Below are 15,836 nucleotides of genomic sequence, written 5' to 3' on the forward strand. Positions count from 1 at the left end.
GTGATGCCCGACACTGGTCTCCTTCGGGAGCGGTGGACGAGTTAAATGAAAACAGTTATCGTATTCGTCTGCGTCGTCCGTCCTGCCGGTCCGCCTCCTGGGGGTATCCCATGCGCCTTGCGCGCGCTGCCGCCGTCCTTGCCGGTACCGCCCTGCTGGCCAGTTGCTCCAGTGCCACCTCGTCCGCCCCGCCGAACCAGTCGCCACCGAGCATCAATGTCTCGGTCGCACCGTTGGAGCCGGCCCTGCACGTCACCGACCCCCACGGCCAGGAAATCACCCTGCCCGCGGCGCCGGAGCGGATTGTCTGCCTCACTGGTCTCTGCGACGACGCCCTTGCCGAACTGGGCGTGAAACCGGCCGGCACCAGTAGCCCGACCTTGCTCACACACCCCGCGCTCCTCGGCGCCGCCGGGGCAGGGGTAGCGGTGGTGCCTGGCACCTTCGGCAGCGAGGACGTCGAGGCCGTCGCCGGCATGCGACCAGACCTGGTCATCGGCCTGGAGGGCGTGCACGACGCCCTCCGCCCCGCCATCACCAGGTTCGCGCCGCTGTGGACGGTGGGGCCGAAGGACTGGCAGGAAAGCGTCGGCTACCTCCGTGCGCTGGGTGCACTGACGGGAAGGACCCAGCAGGCCGCCGATGCCGAGCGGCGGTTCCGGCAGAAGCTGGCTGACGCGGTGCGCACCAGCCGGGAGCGGGGCCTGCGGGACCGCACGGTCCTCGTGATGTACGGCAGCGCCGACTCGATCAGCGTCGACACCGCCGACTCCCTCACCGGCCGGCTGCTCGGTGAGCTGTTCGGCTACCCCTGGCCGGCCAGGGGCACCGACGCCGACACGGCGAGCACCTACAGCGTCGAGGAGATCCTGGCCAAGCAGCCGGACGTCGTGTTCGTCTACTCCCTGCTGTTCAGCCCCACCGACAAGAAGCTGTCCGAACAACTCGCGGACAACCCGGTGTGGGGCCAGGTGAAGGCCGTCCAACACGGCAACGTCCACGAGACGCACGCCAAGCTGTGGGGCGCCGGTCGCGGGACCCGCAGCCTCGGCGCCATCGTCGACGAAGCACTGGACAAGGTTGCCGCCGCCCGGTGAGAGAACGGCTGCTCGTCGGCGGCGCGCTGGTGGCCGCGGCCGTGGCCACGTTGTGCGTGGGCACCCCGTTCGTGTCCCCCGTTCGCCTCGCCGACGCCCTGACCGGCTCCGGCCTGGAACACGCGTTGGTCGTGCAGGTGCGGGCCCCACGCCTCGCCCTCGGCCTGCTGGCCGGTGCGGCGCTGGGCGTGGCGGGCCTGCTGCTCCAGGAGTCGCTGCGCAACCCGTTGGCCGTCCCGGAGCTGCTGGGCGTCTCCGGCGGTGCGGCGGCGGCCGTCGGGGCCTGCGTGGTGTGGGCCCTGCCGGTTCCAGGTGCCCCGCTGGTGCCCGCCCTGGCCGGCGGTGTCACCGGCGGGCTGCTCACCCTCCTCGCCGTGCGCGGTGCCGTTGGTCCCGCCGCGGCGCTGCTGACCGGGGCGGCCGTCAGCGCGGGAATGCAGGCCCTCCTGCTCGTCGCGGTGTCCATGTCCGACTCGCGCGAGCAGGGGGTGCTGTTTCGCTACCTCCTCGGCTCCCTCACCGGCACCACCTGGTCGACGGCGGTCGCGGCCGTGCCCGGGCTCCTCGCGGCCCTGCCCTTGGCCGTGCTCGCGGTGCCCGCTCTCGGGGTACTGCGGCTCGGTGATGAGACGGCGGAGGCGGTCGGCCTGCGCGCCGGACCGGCCCGCGTCGCCGTACTGGCCATCGCGTGCGTTCTGGTGGCCGCCGTGGTGGGCCCGACGGGGCCGATCGCATGGGTGGGGCTGCTGGCACCCGCCCTGGCCCGGCGGTTCCGTTCGGACTCCCGGGCACGGCTTGGTTGGTCGGCGGCGTTCGGTGCCCTGGTCGTTGCCGTCGCCGACCTCGTCGCCCGCACGTTGCTGTACCCGGTGGAACTGCCCGTGGGCGGGCTGACCGCGGTGGTCGCGGTGGTGGTTGGGCTCGCCCTGCTGCGTCGGCGGCGCGCGGAGGCCCTGGGATGAGGAAGCTCGCGTGGCTGCTTCTCGCGGTGGCCGCTGCCGCCCTGGCCCAACTCGTGATCGGGCCCGCGGTCGGTCCGGTGGCCTCGGTGCGGGCCCTGTTCGGTACGGCCGACGGCACGACCGCACGGATCGTCGGTGGGCTGCGGGTCCCCCGGGTGTTGGTCGCCCTCGCCGCGGGCGCCTGTCTCGGCCTGGCCGGTGCGGTGCTCCAGGCGGTCCTCCGCAACCCCCTGGCTGCACCGGAGGTGACCGGGGTCGGCTCCGGGGCCGTGCTCGGCGCCGTGACGGCGACCGTGTTCGGCGCGGCCGGTGCCCCGAACGTCCTTGCCGCCGCGGCGGTCGTCGGCGGCACGCTGGGCGGTGGGGTGCTGTGGCTGGTGGCGGCCCGCACCGCCGCCGAACCGGTTCGCCTCGCCGTGCTGGGGGTGGTCGTGTCGGCGGTGCTGGCCGGGCTGAGCCTGGTGTTGCTGACCGCGCGCCCGCAGCTCGCCGGGGCGGTCGCGCGCTGGCTGGTCGGCTCCCTCGCCAGCCGGACCTGGGAACACTGGCACGCGTTGTGGCCGTGGCTGATCGTGGTGATGTCCGCACTCGCGCTACTCGGCCCCGCCCTGGACCTGCTTGCGGTGGACGACGATCACGTCCGTGGCGTCGGACTGGCGGTCGGGCCGTGGCGGGTCGCAGCACTCGGGGCGGCCGTGCTCGCGGTGGCAACGGCGGTGTCGGCGGTCGGCGCGATGTCCTTCGTGGGGCTACTCGCCCCGCATGCCGCACGCCTGCTCGTTGGCGCAGAACACCGTGTGCTGCTGCCTGCAGCCGCGATGTCCGGTGCGGCGGCCGTGGCCGGTGCTGATGCGTTGGCGCAGGCGGTGAACTCGCTGGCGGGTGGTCAGCGCATGGGTGTGCCCGCGGGCGCAATCACGGCAATGGTCGGGGCCATGGTGTTGGTCGCGGTGGCGCGGCGAAGTTCGCGTTCGATCCTAAGAGGGTGTGGGTGAACCCGGTCGAGGCGCGCGGCATATCGGTCCACTATGGACCTCGTGTCATTCTGTCCGAAGTGGACGTCTCGGTGCGGGCGGGCGACTGGCTCGCCCTGGTGGGCCGCAACGGGTGCGGCAAGACCACCCTGCTGCGGGTGCTGGCCGGTCTGCAACGACCCCGGGCCGGCGAGGTTCGGCTGGGCGGGGATGACCTGCGCCGACTTTCCCGGCGCTCGGTGGCTCGCCGGCTGGCCGTTCTCCCGCAGGCGATGCCGGCCGTGCCCGGCCTGACCGTGCGGCAACTCGTCCGGCAGGGAAGGTATGCGGTACGTGGGCCGCTCGGGATGCTTCGTGCCGGGGACGATGAGGCCGTACGGCGGGCGCTGGCCGAGACCGGGGTCGGGGCCCATGCGGACACGCCCGTGGACCGACTCTCCGGTGGCGAGCGGCAACGGGTCCGGCTGGCGTTGGCACTGGCCCAGGACGCGCCCGTGCTGCTACTCGACGAACCCACGACCTACCTCGATGTCCGGCACCAGCTCGAGGTTCTGGACCTGGTGACCCGGCTGCGCGCCGAGCGTGGCCTGACCGTGGTCGCCGTGCTCCACGACCTCGCGCAGGCCGCGCGTTTCGCCGACCACGTACTCGCCCTCCGGGACGGCCGGGTGCACGCCGACGGACCCGCCACGGAGGTCGTGGATTCCGACCTCCTCGCTGAGGTCTTCGGTGTGCGGGGCCGCGTCTGGCACGACTCCGTGACCGGCCGGCCCACCTGTGTCTACGACGCTGTTCTCTGAGGTGTGGGGATGAGCAGCAGCGCCCGTCCGCGGTGTGCCCGACCATCCGGTACACCTCTGTGCTACTCGCGCCGTGACCCACCATCGCGGCGGGGCGGCCGGAGAGTGGCCGAAAACGTCCGCGGGTACCCGGGGCCGGGCCTCTCCTTCATTCGCCCGGGGCGCGGAGCACGTCCGCCAGTGACCTCGCCGGATGGCCGGTGATGTCCGGTACGGCACTGCTCACGCCTTCCAGCTCACCGGCCGCGATCGCCGTGTAGGTCGACACCCACGCGTCGACCTGCCAGTCCGGTGCGCCGAACCCGGCACGCGAGTCGTATGCCTCCGGAACAGTTTCCGGGTAGTAGGTCGTCTTGCGCCCGGTCACCGTGGTGATGACTTCGGCAACCTCGTCCAGAGTGAGCGACTGCGGCCCGGTCAGGTCGTAGGTCGCCCCGACGTGTGTGTCGGGGGAACGCAGGACAACGCTGGCGACATCGGCGACATCGTCCAGCGCTACGGCGGCAACGCGCCCCTGCCCCGCCGGTCCCCGGATCACCCCGTCGTCGCCCCTCATCAGGGCTAGGAAGTCGGCGTACAGGTTGTCCCGCAGGAACGTGAAACGGAGTCCACTTCCCCGGATGTGCTCCTCGGTGAACCAGTGATCGCGGGCGAACGTGAAGGTCGCGGACGGGCTGGCCCCAGCGAACGACGTATAGACGAGGTGCTGGATCCCCACGGCTGCTGCGGCGTCGGCAAAGGTGCGGTGCTCCGTCATCCGTTGCGGGCTCTCGGTAGCCGACACCATGAACACCGTGTCGGCACCTTCCAGGGCACGTCGGACCGCTGCACCGTCGCCGTACTCCGCCTCGACGGCTGTCGCACCATCGAGCTGGGGAGCGCGGGAAAGATCACGCACGACCAGCCGTTGCGGCACTCCGGCTCGGGCGAGCCGACGAGCTACCCGGCCACCCAGCCGGCCGGTGGAACCGGTCACAACAAGCACGCTCGTAAGCTAGCCAACCTCCTGCCGTCCCGCCGGTTGGGGTAACCCTGCCGAGACTTGGTGCTTCCGCTGCCGACGGAGCACCCGTGCGGGCGAGTCCCCTGATGTGCCCGGCCAGCGCGGTAACCGCGGCCAGGCAGAAGCATCGACGCGTCTCATCCACCAGCGTCAGGGGTGAGGGGCCGCAAGGGCAATGGCCGGCAGCTCCTCGTGCTGATGGGGCGTAGCCCCGACCGGCTCCCTAGCTGTCTCGGCACGCTCTTGGTTGCCTTCTCGGACACATTCGTCGATAGCGCCAATGGAAGATCGTTGGCGCCACACCCGGGCTGGCGCCGCCGCGATCGTGATCAGCCAGTAGGAGGCGACTAGGACCCCAGCAGGCAAGCAGGCAACACGTCCACCGGCAGGCCACACGGGCCCGTGGGTGCTCGCGCGGGGGCATACCCGTCGGATCCTCGACTCGTCGCCGGCCCGCCGGGTGGTACCGGTACGTCCTGGTCCCGGCGCGGCTACGTCTATCCGCCCATTGCTGGGGCCGGTCGTGCGGCCGCTCCCCGAACGTCCCCGCACCGCAGCGGATACGGCCACCCCTGTCGCTGGGTCCGGCGGTGCAAAGGTCCGCTGCGCTTACTTCCCTTGCCCCAGCGACCACGCCTTCCTACGCACAGTGGAAACCCTCGCATCTCATCGGCCGCCGGAAGCGGTGGGGGGTGTGCGGCGCCAGTGCGCTTCTGCGCGCAGTGGGGAACACCATGCCGCCGCAACGCCCAACGCGAGCACGCCCAACGCAACACCCAGCGCGGCGTGCGGTCCGACGCTGACCGTCATGGCTCCCGCCAACATGGCACCCAGTGGTTGGCCCAGGCCCCACGCCAGCATGCGGGCGGTCGTGTTGACCCGCGACTGCAGCTCGTCAGGGGTCACCTGTTGCCGGTAGCTGACCCCGTTGATCACGACAATCGTTGCTGTCACACCCCACGCCGATGCCGCCGCTCCGGTGATCAGCCAGTGGGAGGCGACGAGCACCCCCAGCCCGCACGCGAGCGAAGCAGGCAGGGCGAGCAGGGCTAGGAGTGCCGCGCCGTACCTTCTGACCAGCGGGGGCGTCAGACGGGACGCCGCCAACGCCCCCACGCCCCAGCAGCTCATCAGCACCGCGAGCCGGGCGTCTCCGGACGGTGCTACCCCGAGCACGCGATCCGCCCAGGGCACGAGAAGTGAGATCCACGCCCCGGTTCCCACCGCGTGCGTCACCCCGACCAGGGTGAGAACACGAACCGTCCCGTGTCGCCAGAGGAACGTCAAGCCATCCCGTACATCGTGGACGACGAAACCGGACACAGTGGACCGTCGTGTGGATAGCGCACGGGTTATTGCTCGGATCAGTAGGGCGGAGGCTACGTAGGTCACCGCGTCCACGGCAAGGAGCGCCGCCGGACTCACCACGGTGACCACCAGTCCCGCCAAGGGTGGGACGAGAAGCTCGGCCAGCGTGGTCGCACCGTAGACCGACGCGTAGGCCGTGGTGAGTCGGTCCCTACCGACGAGGGAGGGCAATGCACCGAAGTTGGCCGCGTCGAACACCACGAACAAGGACTGGACGGCAAAGGCTACGAGGACGATGTGGGGCGCCGTCACCGCATCGGCGGCCCAGGCAAGCGGGATCGTGGCGAGGAGCGCCGCGCTGACGAGATCCGCGGACACCATGAGTCGGCGACGGTCCACGTGATCCGCGAGTGCGCCCGCCACCAACCCGAACAGGAGGTAGGGCAGGGCTTCCACCACGGCGACGGCGGAGGTCCAACCGGGCGAACCAGTCAGCCGGTAGACCAGGACCGGCAGCGCAACGGCGGTGATCAGCGTGCCCGACACCGACACCACGCGCGCCAGTAGGTAACGGCGGAAGTCGGCGACGGGGCGCGTGGGTCTGGCGTGCTCCAGGGCGGTCGTCACCGGACACCTCCTGTGGGTCCCAGAGTTCTGCGACGTCGCGTGTGCGGATCGTCGAGCGGTGCGCGCCGCCTCCGCGGTGATGTCGGATCCGACGGCAGGGCCGCACCGGACCTCGTGACGCCGCCGCCATCCCAGCCTAGACGAGAACGGTTGTCATATTCGATTGGGGCCGTGTCGACCCGTTACCCGGAGAGGCTGCTGTTGACGTTGATCGACCGGGGGAGTCCGACGTCGCGGTCGATCGCCGGCGCGCACAGGCCGGGGCACGGCCGTGCCCCACTCTCGGGGGAGGCCGGAGCAACGCCACTGGCCCAAAGTCGAACCAAGATCCACTGGTCACCGGTGGCGTGCAGAAACATGGACGCTCCTACGCCTGTTCGATCGCTAGGTGAGCCGGGATCGAGGTCGGCGTCGATCCGCGCTGCGCTGGTCCCGGTGCTACTCGCGTGAGGCGTGGTGCTCCCCGCCGTGTGTTGCGCCTCGCCGCGCGTTGCGTCCTCCGTGCGTTGCGTTGGCTTGAGCGAGCCTCCCATTCCTTGTTGGCAATGATTTTCATTTGTGGTACTCCTGGTATCCGCCGGCCGGACGGTCGGGCAACGTGGAAGGAGATTCGCCATGGACAAGGTCTTTGTGCGCGTGGAGAACGAGCGCGAACTGCCGCACAACTCCGCCAGTCACAGCAACGCGCTGGTCGAGAACCCCTTCGGGGACGACCAGGAGTGACTCGCTAGTGGTCGCCGCCCCAGCCCCGGGGCGGCGACCACCGCGTCGTCAGCGGTCCGAGAGGTGGAGGGTGATGGCTCGAGAACTGGCGCCGGGCGCGGCGTTGTTCGCGGTCCCGGGGCGCGGGGACGTCCTACGCGCGCTCGACGGGGAGTTCTACGACGTCGCGTTGCCTGAGGAGGATCGCCGAGCGGTGCGCGCCGCCCTCCGTGGTGACGTCGGAGCTCACGACACGGCCTCGCCAGTGGCCGGCGACGCCGTTTCCTCGAGCGGCCAAGCCGGTCTGAGCGGTGAGGGTTCAGGCTGTGCCGCCGATGCCTCGGTTGCGCAGCGGGCTAGGAGCGCGGATCCCCCGGGTGGACAGGGCGACCGGGCTGCTGATGGTTCCGAACGGCAGGACCCCGGTGCTGATGACCCTGTTCGGCGGGATACCAGTGTTGGTGGCCCGGATCAGCAGGCTGCCAGCGGTGCCGGTGATCCGGACCAGAAGCGGGGAGACCGGAACGATCGTCAGGTTCAGTGGGCAGACCACGCGGCCCGCGTTGCTGATGGCACGACTGGGCAGGGGAACCATCACGTAAGGCACCCGCATCGGTCGGTGGGCCCGAACGTCAACGGATCCACCTGGGGAGCGGGTCCGGCGGAACCGTCGGCACTCACCGCATTCGCCGCTGCCGGCTACCTCGGTAGGCGGCGACACTGGCCCGAGGAGCTGGCTCGGATTGGTGTCCTCGGCGACCATCTTGCCCTCCCCGTCCTCGACGCACTGGACATCTTCGGGGCGCGCCCACTTCTACTCCGGAAACCGTCCGAAGTGGACAACTACGAGCTTGCAGCCGTTTGCGCTGTCGCCAACGGGCCCGCGCCCGAGCACTGGCTCGACCTCGACCACCTCCCCGGCCGCGGCATCGCCTGGCAACGCGTCAGCCGGGAAGGCCGGCACGTCGTGCTGGAACCGGTCGCCGGCCGCGCCGGCGACGTCCGGCATGGCGACGTGCGCCGGCGCCGCCTCGCAGCGGCGGGATCAGGCCACCGCCATCTGACCGCCTACTGGTCAGGCCACGACGCCATGACCGGAGACGAGCGCCCGGATCCCGCCGAACAAGCCCTCATCGCGCACCTCACCGCACTCGACCTGCGTACCTGGGCCCTCGGGCACATGCCGCGCGGCGGCTCCCTGACCCCCGGCGCGGTGCCTCCCCCGCGCCGGGTCCGCATCCTCGACCTGGACAGTGGCGCCATCAGCGACCACCCGGTGCTTCCGGTGCCGCCTTGCGCCCCGTGATCCACGTCGAGCAGCACAGGGTGCACGGGCCGGACGGCGTGCGCCTCGCCGTCACCGTCGTCCGGCCCGTGACCCCCGACCGGTTGCCCGTGCTCGTCAACCGCACGCCCTACGGACGGCACGAACACCTCGCCGAAGCACGCGCCTGGGCGCGGCTCGGTTTCGCCTGTGTTCTCGGTGACGTGCGCGGACGATTCGACTCCACCGGCGACTTCCACCCGTATCGGTACGAAGGCGTCGACGGTGCCGCAATCCTACGATGGGTGCACGAACAGGACTTCTGCGACGGGCGGGTCATCCTGGCTGGCGCCTCGTACGGAGCTCACTGCGCAATCACGACCGCTCTGGCTGACGTCGCCCCCGTCACCGGGCTGATCCTTTCCGTCCCGGCCCTCGGCTACGGGGCAACGGCCCGGGAGCCGGGCGGAGCGGCTCGGCTCGCCTGTCGGATCGGCTGGTGGGCCGAGCACGGTGGAGCCCGACGCCCCCGCCGACCGACTCCACGAACCACCGATCTGCTGGCCCGCGTTCCCATCCGCTCCACCATGGAATGGTTACTCGGCACGAACCCGCCGGGCTGGGATGACCTGTGGAAGGCGGGCACCAGGGATCCACTCTGGTCCGAACTGTCCAGACTGGACATTCCACTACTGCTGGTCGGTGGCGTGCACGACCCCTTCGCGCAGCAGACCCTCGAGCTGGCCAAGGTATGGAGGGGGCCGGTACGTCTCGTCCTCGGCCCCTGGGGCCACGGGCTGGACTCCGAAGCTCCCGGCCGCGCGCTCGGCGGCCGGCGGCTGGGCGCGCTCTACGCAACGTGGACTGAAGCGCTCTGCGTCGGGCGACTGACCGGGAGACGCAGCTGGATCGCGGTCGACGGCCAGGGCCAGTGGCGCCGGTGGTGGCCCGGTTCCGGAGTGGAGCGGAACACTCGGGTGACGATCGAGCAGGATTCTTTCCGCGCCGCACCGGGAGACCCGTTCCGGTCCCGACGACCGCGCGCCGATCTCCGAAGCGACGCGGCACGCCAGGACCGTGCATTGTTCCGGACCCCGCCGCTGACCTCCGGGGAACTTCGTGGTGCGCTGGCGGCCCGGCTACGCGTCATCGCCGATGCGGTGGACGCCGACTGGGTACTTCGAGTCTCCGCCGAGCTACCCGGTGGGGCGATGCCCCAACTCGGACACGCGATCCAACGGGTCCAGCACGTGCCGGAGCAGCCCACCGACATCACCCTGACCGTCGGCCCGCTCGGCACGGTACTCCCCACCGGGAGCCGGCTGCGGTTCGAACTGGCCGGCCATCACTGGCCCCGACACGCACGTAACCCGCACACCGGGGTCGACCCCGTTGACGCCGTGGATCTCCGTCCCAGCCGGCGTCGGCTCCTCGATGCCACGGTCTGGCTGCCGTGGTGGGAGCAGGGCGCCGACGCCGTTCCCGCCGCCGCTCTCATCGAGGAGGTCACCCAATGACGTCCGCCCTGCCGAACAGCGCACTCGTCGATCCCATGACCGGGATCATCCGGCGGCTGGTCGACGTCGCACCCGTTCCCGGGATGCCGCCGCGCTACCGGGGGATGACCGCCGAGGTCGCCGACGCCCGACGCCTCGGGGCCTGGCCGGCGGACCGGGTCAGCCTCGGCACCACCTTCGGGGACGTCGACGGGGCCCGGGTTGCCGCCCTCGGCGAGGCGGTCGAGCGGTACTGCGGCAACTGCGTGCCCACCGACCTGCGACGGGCCTCCGCCGCCGAACTGATGGCATCGGGGGAGCGCCTGCTCGGTCCCGACGACCTTCCGTTCTTCCGTGCGGACCAGTACGGGCGTCCAGGCTTCCCGTACCAACCGTTCACCACGGATTTCGAGCTGCTGTGGGCCCGCGGTGTGGAGGACGGCGAGCCGTGTTGGGTTCCCGCGTCCTGGGCCTACCTCAACTTCCATAGTGGACAACGTCGAGGTGAGCCTCGTCTGCACCATCTCAACTACGCCGGAATCGCGACCGGGGAGGGCGGGGAGGACGCGATACGGCGCGGGCTGCTGGAGCTCGTCGAACGTGACGCGTTGGAACTGTGGTGGCACCTGGGCGCACCCACCACCGGCATTCCCCTCGACGAGGTTCCGGGACTGGCGCGGGAGATGGCGGGTTCCCGGCTCAGCACCCACCTCGTCGAGCTGCCCACCGAGCATCCGGTCGCCTGCGTCGCCGCTGTCGTGGTCGACGAGGAGACCGGAATCGTCGCCGGCGGCGGAGCCGCACGGTTCGATCCGGCGGAAGCCTGCGTCAAGGCCGTGCTGGAAGCCGTGCACACCTGGGTCTTCACGCTGGGACTGCTCGAACCCGATGGCTGGGTGTTCGCCGCCATCGAGGCCGGGATCCTCGCCGAGGGGCTCTACCTCCCGCACCGGACCGACCGCGGCTACGCCGACGACGCGGGACCGGACCTCGCGCGGATCCGCGACCTGGGGGCACAACCGCAATATTGGCTCGATCCGCGGGTGCGGCACCGCCTCCTGCCGCGATTCACCGCACCACGGCGGATCGTCGGGCTGGACTCGCTCCCGGCCGGCGACCTGGCCGCGTTGCGCACCAGCCTGCGGCAACAGGGCTGCCGCGTGGTGAACGTCGACCTCACCACCCCGGACATCGCCGAAACCTCGCTCCGGGTGCAACGGGTGTGTGCGACCGGCCTCATACCCAACGCCCCCGCGGCATTCCGTTACCTCGGCCTGCCCCGGTGGTCCCGGGTCCGCGTCGAACGAGGATGGGACGGCGGCATCCTGCTCGACCCACCGCCGTTCCTCTGAGCCGGACTCGTGCGATGGGAGCCGTGGTGGAAGCACTACGTTCGGCTTGGTCGGGTGTTGATCCAGGCGGCACCAACCCGGCCCAGCGACCACCGGTGAGCCGGCGTTGGCCGGGGCCGGCGGTGCCGCTGACGCGATGGCCGGGTCGCGGGCTCGGCGGTTTTCTCGACCTGGCTGTGGCGGCCGATCCGCGGCGCGTGGGCGGCGGGGTACGACTGCGACGCGTGCCCTCGGCCGGCGGGCGCTATCCCGTCGACCTCCATGTGGTGAGCAATGGTGTGGCGTACCGGTACGACCCGATCGCACATGCCCTGGCCGCACCGGTTCACGTTGAAGCGAACTTTGTTGGCGCGTGTGTGGTGCTGTCACTCGTGCCCCGGCGAACCACGTGGCGGTACGGCGCACGCTCCCTTCCGGTCGTGCTGCTTGATCTCGGGCATGCGGTGGCGTCGTTGCTGGCCGCCGCCACCGCATGCAACATCCCGGCCCACGCGGTTGTCGGAATTCCCGGCGAGCGCCTGGCCGCGCTCGCCGGACTTCCCTGGGACGCCGGAGCGGTGCGGTGGCCGGGGTGCGCCCCCGAGTACCCGCTCGCGGTTGTCCACATGCTTGTCCACAAGCCTGTGGACAGGCTGGGGATAACCGCGAGTTGTCCACAGGCCGAGCCTGGAGAACATCTGTTTCCGCTGGTAGATGGGGCCCTTCGGGAGTTGTGCACGGCGGCGGACGACAGACCTGATCGGGCGAACCTTGCTGTGGACAACCGGGCGGAGACGCTCTTGGCGAGGCGTAGTGCCGCCTGGCCACTGCGCGGCAACGTGCCCGACGAGGCGTTGCGAAGCATCCTTGCCGCGGCCCGCTCGATCTCGACGCCAGACCCACCCGCAACCGCGGGCAGTGCCGCGGCAAGCGCCACGACACCTCCCACGTTTCTGGTCGAGCAACTGCCGATCACGGCAAGCGCCGTGGGCGTCCGTGAGAGGCGGCAAGCTGCCACGGCTCACCGGCGACGTGCGGGGGAGAGGCCGTCACCTTCCGCCAGTCCCACCGGTCACCTGCGACGGGATCACGCCATCTCCACACTGCTCATCCGGCCGGACGAGCACCGAGAACTCGCCGCGGCGCTGGCCCCGCGCTCCTGCGGTCAACCGCAGGCCACGGAGTCGGCCGCCCTTCTTCTCGTCGCGGGCACCCCGGAGCCCACTCCCCGCCAGGCTCGCCACGACCTGGTGCACGCCGGACTCGCCGTCCACCAGGCGTGGCTCGCCGCCACCCGGCTCGGCCTCCGCGCCCGGCCGGTTGGCTGCTGGATCGACGCCGTTCTGCGACTGCCCGAACGGCGACGCCTACTCCACGCCCTCGCTCTGGGACCGGCACCGATGGACCGGAGCTGAAAAGGCACCGCAGCTGAGTGCACTGACCTGCCCCACCAGCTCGTCAGGTCCTGCCGTGATGCGCGGCCCGGCAGGTCCCGGCGCCGTGCGGTCGGCTTCCGATGCCCACCGCACGGCACCGGGCTCGGGATCACAGGTACTGGCCGAGGCTGTGGCCGTGGCCACTTTCCTGCTGGCCCGAGCCGGGCGGCAACGCGCCGCGGCGCATCTGCTCCAGCTGCACCCGCGCCGCCATCTGCTGCGCGAACAACGCAGTCTGGATGCCGTGGAACAGCCCCTCCAGCCAGCCGACCAGCTGCGCCTGGGCGACCCGCAGCTCCGACTCCGAGGGCGTGGAGTCGTCGGTGAACGGCAAGGTCAGCCGCTCCAGCTCCTCGCGCAGCTCCGGCGCCAGCCCCTGCTCCAGCTCGCGGATTGACGAGTGGTGGATCTCGCGCAGCCGGTTCCGGCTCGCCTCGTCCAGCGGCGCGTGCCGGACCTCCTCGAGCAACTGCTTGATCATGGTGCCGATCCGCATCACCTTGGCCGGTTGCTCGACCAGGTCCGACACGTCCCCGCCCTCGCCCTGCTCGGCCGACTCGTCGCCGCTGGGGATGCGCGCGGTGCCGATCGGGGCGCCGTCCGGACCCACCACGACCACGTGCTGCTCCGGCTCGCGCCCGGCCGCGCCCTCCCCGGCCCGGTCCATGTCTCGATCCTGGCCTGCTCCGTTCATACCTCCATCCTGGCCTGCCCGGGCCGGGTATGGCGAACCACCCCGGACCTCGGCGGAGCGCAACCGGACGCCCCGCGCGTCACGAGGCTTGGCGTCCTCCGTACGGTGTCAGCCATGGCGTTTGACGTCGCTCGGGTACGTGGGTTGTTCCCCGCGCTGGGCGACGGGTGGGTGCACCTGGACGCGCCCGCGGGTATGCAGGTCCCCGAGCAGGTGGCGACCGCGGTGTCCACGGCGCTGCGCGCGCCCGTCTCCGGACCGGGAGGCATTTTCCCTGCCTCCCAGCGGGCCGAGGCCATCGTGGACGCCGCCCGCAGAGCCGTCGCCGACCTCGTCGGTGCCGACCCCAACGGGGTCGTACTCGGGCCGAGCAACGCGGTCCTGCTGCAGCGGCTCGCCGACGCCCTCGGCGACGGCTGGCTCATCGGCGACGAGGTGGTGGTCTCCCGCCTCGACCACCCCGCCAACATCGCGCCCTGGCAACGGGCCGCGCAGCGCTCCGGCGGCACGGTGCGGTGGGCCGAGATCGACATCGAGACCTGCGAGCTGCCCGCCTGGCAGTACGACGACCTGCTCTCCTCCCGAACCAAAGTGGTCGCCCTGACCGCCGCCTCCGGCGTCGTCGGCACCCGGCCGGACCTGCGCACCATCACCGACGCCGCCCGCAAGGTGGGCGCGCTGGTCGTGGTCGACGCCTCCGCGGCGGCCCCGTTCGTGCCCCTGGACATCGCCGCGATGGGCGCGGATGTGCTCGCCCTGTCCGCCTCCGCCTGGGGCGGCCCCCCGGTGGGCGCCCTGGTGTTCCGCGACGCCGGAATGGTCGACCGGTTGCCCTCGGTGGCCCTGGAGCCCGGCGCCCGCGGCCCGGAACGCCTCGAGCTCGGCCCGCACGCCTACCCGCTGCTGGCCGGGCTGGTGGCCTCCGTCGACTACCTCGCCGAGTTGGACGACACGGCGATCGGCCCACGCCGGGAGCGGCTCGTCACCTCGCTGGGCTCGGTCAAGGCCTATCAGGCCGGTTTGCTGGCCAACCTGATCAGCGAGCTGCGTGCGCTACGCCACGCGATGGTGATCGGCGACGCGATGCGCCGGGTACCGGCACTGGCCTTCACCGTCTCCGAGGTGAAGGCTTGGGAGGCCGTCGAGCACCTGGCCGAGCGCGGCGTGTGTGCGTTCTCCGACCCGGGCCATCACGGCGTGTTCGCCGCCCTCGGGGTTGGCGAGGTGGGCGGGGCGGTGCGGGTCGGCCTCGCCCACTACACCAACGCCGTCGAAGTCGACCAACTGGTGCGGGCAGTGGCAGAGCTGGGGTAGTGCGGGAGGCCGGGTGGACGACACACTCGCCAGCGTGGTCGCCGATCTCGCCGCGTGGTTGCGGTTGGCGCCCCTGCTCACCGAGTACCTGCCGTTCCCGGAACGTGCGTTACGCCCGGCCGCCGTCGCGTCCTTCCTCGACGAGGTATTGGTCGGCAACCGCACCGTGCTGCTGGAGCTTGGCTGCGGACCCTCGACCGTGCTCCTGGCCCGCCTGCTGGACAGACGCGGGTTCGGCAGGCTACTCGCCCTGGAACACGACGAGAAGTGGGCCGCGTTCGTCGACCTCCAGCTCCGCCGCGAATCACTGCACCACCTGGCCCGGGTCGTGCACGTGCCGCTCGCCCCGCACCCGGCCGCGGTGCTCAACCTGCCCTGGTACGCACCCCGCCCCGCCCGTGACGAGGTGACCGCCTACGTGGAGCGCTTCGGTCTGGTCGACCTTCTCATGGTGGACGGCCCCGACCTGAGATATGGGCCAACACTGCCCGGCCTGCCCGCAGCCGACCCCTCCTCCGACCTGGTCCGACAGCCAACGCTGCCGGTGCTCCGCGGAGCACTCGCACCCGGGGCCACCGTGCTGGTCGACGACGCCGACCGTCCGGGAACCCGTGCCCTGCTCGGCCGGTGGGGCGAGGAGTACGGGCTCACGTTCCACATCAACAAGTCCACCGGCCTCGCGGCCGCCCAGCTGACGCCGTAGCGCCGAGCTTTCCGCCGACCAAGCGCCCTCGGCCCACCCTTCGCCGCACGCCTTGGGTGCGGCGAAGCGGACAGCGGCAGTCAGGCCAGCACGCTGTGTGCCACCCGCACGAAAGGTCGGGGCAG

At 71.4% G+C, this 15,836-nt stretch carries 15 protein-coding genes; 11 read left to right on the forward strand and 4 right to left on the reverse strand.

From position 1 onward, the window contains the following. The first annotated feature begins 110 nt into the window (after nucleotides 1–110). The 4 genes from IEY55_RS15390 to IEY55_RS15405 are packed head-to-tail and all read left to right on the forward strand — an operon-like array spanning nucleotide 111 to nucleotide 3,833. On the forward strand, nucleotides 111–1,097 hold the full coding sequence (locus IEY55_RS15390; protein WP_189058368.1) for an ABC transporter substrate-binding protein: 987 nt from the start codon (nucleotides 111–113) through the stop codon (nucleotides 1,095–1,097). Beyond that, on the forward strand, nucleotides 1,094–2,059 hold the full coding sequence (locus tag IEY55_RS15395; protein WP_189058370.1) for a FecCD family ABC transporter permease: 966 nt from the start codon (nucleotides 1,094–1,096) through the stop codon (nucleotides 2,057–2,059). Before IEY55_RS15390 ends, IEY55_RS15395 begins: the two co-directional genes overlap by 4 nt. Further along, nucleotides 2,056–3,054, forward strand: coding sequence for a FecCD family ABC transporter permease (locus tag IEY55_RS15400; protein ID WP_189058372.1), 999 nt, complete (start codon nucleotides 2,056–2,058; stop codon nucleotides 3,052–3,054). The genes IEY55_RS15395 and IEY55_RS15400 overlap by 4 nt, the downstream gene beginning before the upstream one ends. Before the next feature lie 59 nt (nucleotides 3,055–3,113). Next, nucleotides 3,114–3,833, forward strand: coding sequence for an ABC transporter ATP-binding protein (locus IEY55_RS15405; RefSeq protein WP_229686417.1), 720 nt, complete (start codon nucleotides 3,114–3,116; stop codon nucleotides 3,831–3,833). 148 nt (nucleotides 3,834–3,981) lie between these two features. Here IEY55_RS15405 and IEY55_RS15410 read toward each other — a convergent pair whose 3' ends face one another. Both IEY55_RS15410 and IEY55_RS15415 read right to left on the reverse strand, forming a co-directional pair. After that, nucleotides 3,982–4,809 carry an SDR family oxidoreductase gene (locus IEY55_RS15410; RefSeq protein ID WP_189058376.1) on the reverse strand — a complete coding sequence of 276 codons (828 nt, stop codon included), beginning with the start codon at nucleotides 4,807–4,809 and terminating at the stop codon, nucleotides 3,982–3,984. Nucleotides 4,810–5,502: 693 nt separating this feature from the next. After that, complete coding sequence (locus tag IEY55_RS15415; RefSeq protein ID WP_229686418.1) at nucleotides 5,503–6,771, reverse strand: MFS transporter; 1,269 nt, start codon at nucleotides 6,769–6,771, stop codon at nucleotides 5,503–5,505. A gap of 615 nt (nucleotides 6,772–7,386) precedes the next feature. Here IEY55_RS15415 and amiA point away from each other — a divergent pair. Further along, nucleotides 7,387–7,494: a streptamidine family RiPP gene (gene amiA, locus IEY55_RS32550; RefSeq protein WP_268239317.1), complete on the forward strand. Its 108-nt coding sequence runs from the start codon at nucleotides 7,387–7,389 to the stop codon at nucleotides 7,492–7,494. A gap of 298 nt (nucleotides 7,495–7,792) precedes the next feature. Here the strand turns inward: amiA and IEY55_RS15420 are convergent, their stop codons facing one another. Next, nucleotides 7,793–8,071, reverse strand: coding sequence for a hypothetical protein (locus IEY55_RS15420; RefSeq protein ID WP_189058378.1), 279 nt, complete (start codon nucleotides 8,069–8,071; stop codon nucleotides 7,793–7,795). 21 nt (nucleotides 8,072–8,092) lie between these two features. On the opposite strand from IEY55_RS15420, the gene IEY55_RS15425 reads away from it, so the two are divergent. From IEY55_RS15425 to IEY55_RS15440, 4 genes are all read left to right on the forward strand, one after another. Continuing rightward, a complete protein-coding gene (locus tag IEY55_RS15425; protein ID WP_189058380.1) occupies nucleotides 8,093–8,779 on the forward strand; it encodes a hypothetical protein in 687 nt (228 codons plus the stop codon). Next, nucleotides 8,776–10,254: a CocE/NonD family hydrolase gene (locus IEY55_RS15430; protein ID WP_229686426.1), complete on the forward strand. Its 1,479-nt coding sequence runs from the start codon at nucleotides 8,776–8,778 to the stop codon at nucleotides 10,252–10,254. The genes IEY55_RS15425 and IEY55_RS15430 overlap by 4 nt, the downstream gene beginning before the upstream one ends. Continuing rightward, complete coding sequence (locus IEY55_RS15435; RefSeq protein WP_189058384.1) at nucleotides 10,251–11,585, forward strand: YcaO-like family protein; 1,335 nt, start codon at nucleotides 10,251–10,253, stop codon at nucleotides 11,583–11,585. The genes IEY55_RS15430 and IEY55_RS15435 overlap by 4 nt, the downstream gene beginning before the upstream one ends. A 95-nt stretch (nucleotides 11,586–11,680) precedes the next feature. Beyond that, complete coding sequence (locus IEY55_RS15440) at nucleotides 11,681–12,979, forward strand: nitroreductase family protein (RefSeq protein WP_189058386.1); 1,299 nt, start codon at nucleotides 11,681–11,683, stop codon at nucleotides 12,977–12,979. Nucleotides 12,980–13,109: 130 nt separating this feature from the next. Here IEY55_RS15440 and IEY55_RS15445 read toward each other — a convergent pair whose 3' ends face one another. Beyond that, complete coding sequence (locus IEY55_RS15445; RefSeq protein ID WP_189058425.1) at nucleotides 13,110–13,667, reverse strand: bacterial proteasome activator family protein; 558 nt, start codon at nucleotides 13,665–13,667, stop codon at nucleotides 13,110–13,112. 141 nt (nucleotides 13,668–13,808) lie between these two features. Between IEY55_RS15445 and IEY55_RS15450 the strand changes: the two genes are divergently transcribed. Together IEY55_RS15450 and IEY55_RS15455 are read left to right on the forward strand one after the other, a co-directional pair. After that, a complete protein-coding gene (locus IEY55_RS15450) occupies nucleotides 13,809–15,008 on the forward strand; it encodes a cysteine desulfurase-like protein (protein WP_189058388.1) in 1,200 nt (399 codons plus the stop codon). A 13-nt stretch (nucleotides 15,009–15,021) separates the two neighbouring features. After that, on the forward strand, nucleotides 15,022–15,711 hold the full coding sequence (locus tag IEY55_RS15455; protein WP_189058390.1) for a class I SAM-dependent methyltransferase: 690 nt from the start codon (nucleotides 15,022–15,024) through the stop codon (nucleotides 15,709–15,711). The last annotated feature ends 125 nt before the right edge of the window (nucleotides 15,712–15,836 follow it).

It is taken from the genome of Longimycelium tulufanense, from assembly GCF_014645795.1.
Classification (GTDB): domain Bacteria; phylum Actinomycetota; class Actinomycetes; order Mycobacteriales; family Pseudonocardiaceae; genus Longimycelium; species Longimycelium tulufanense.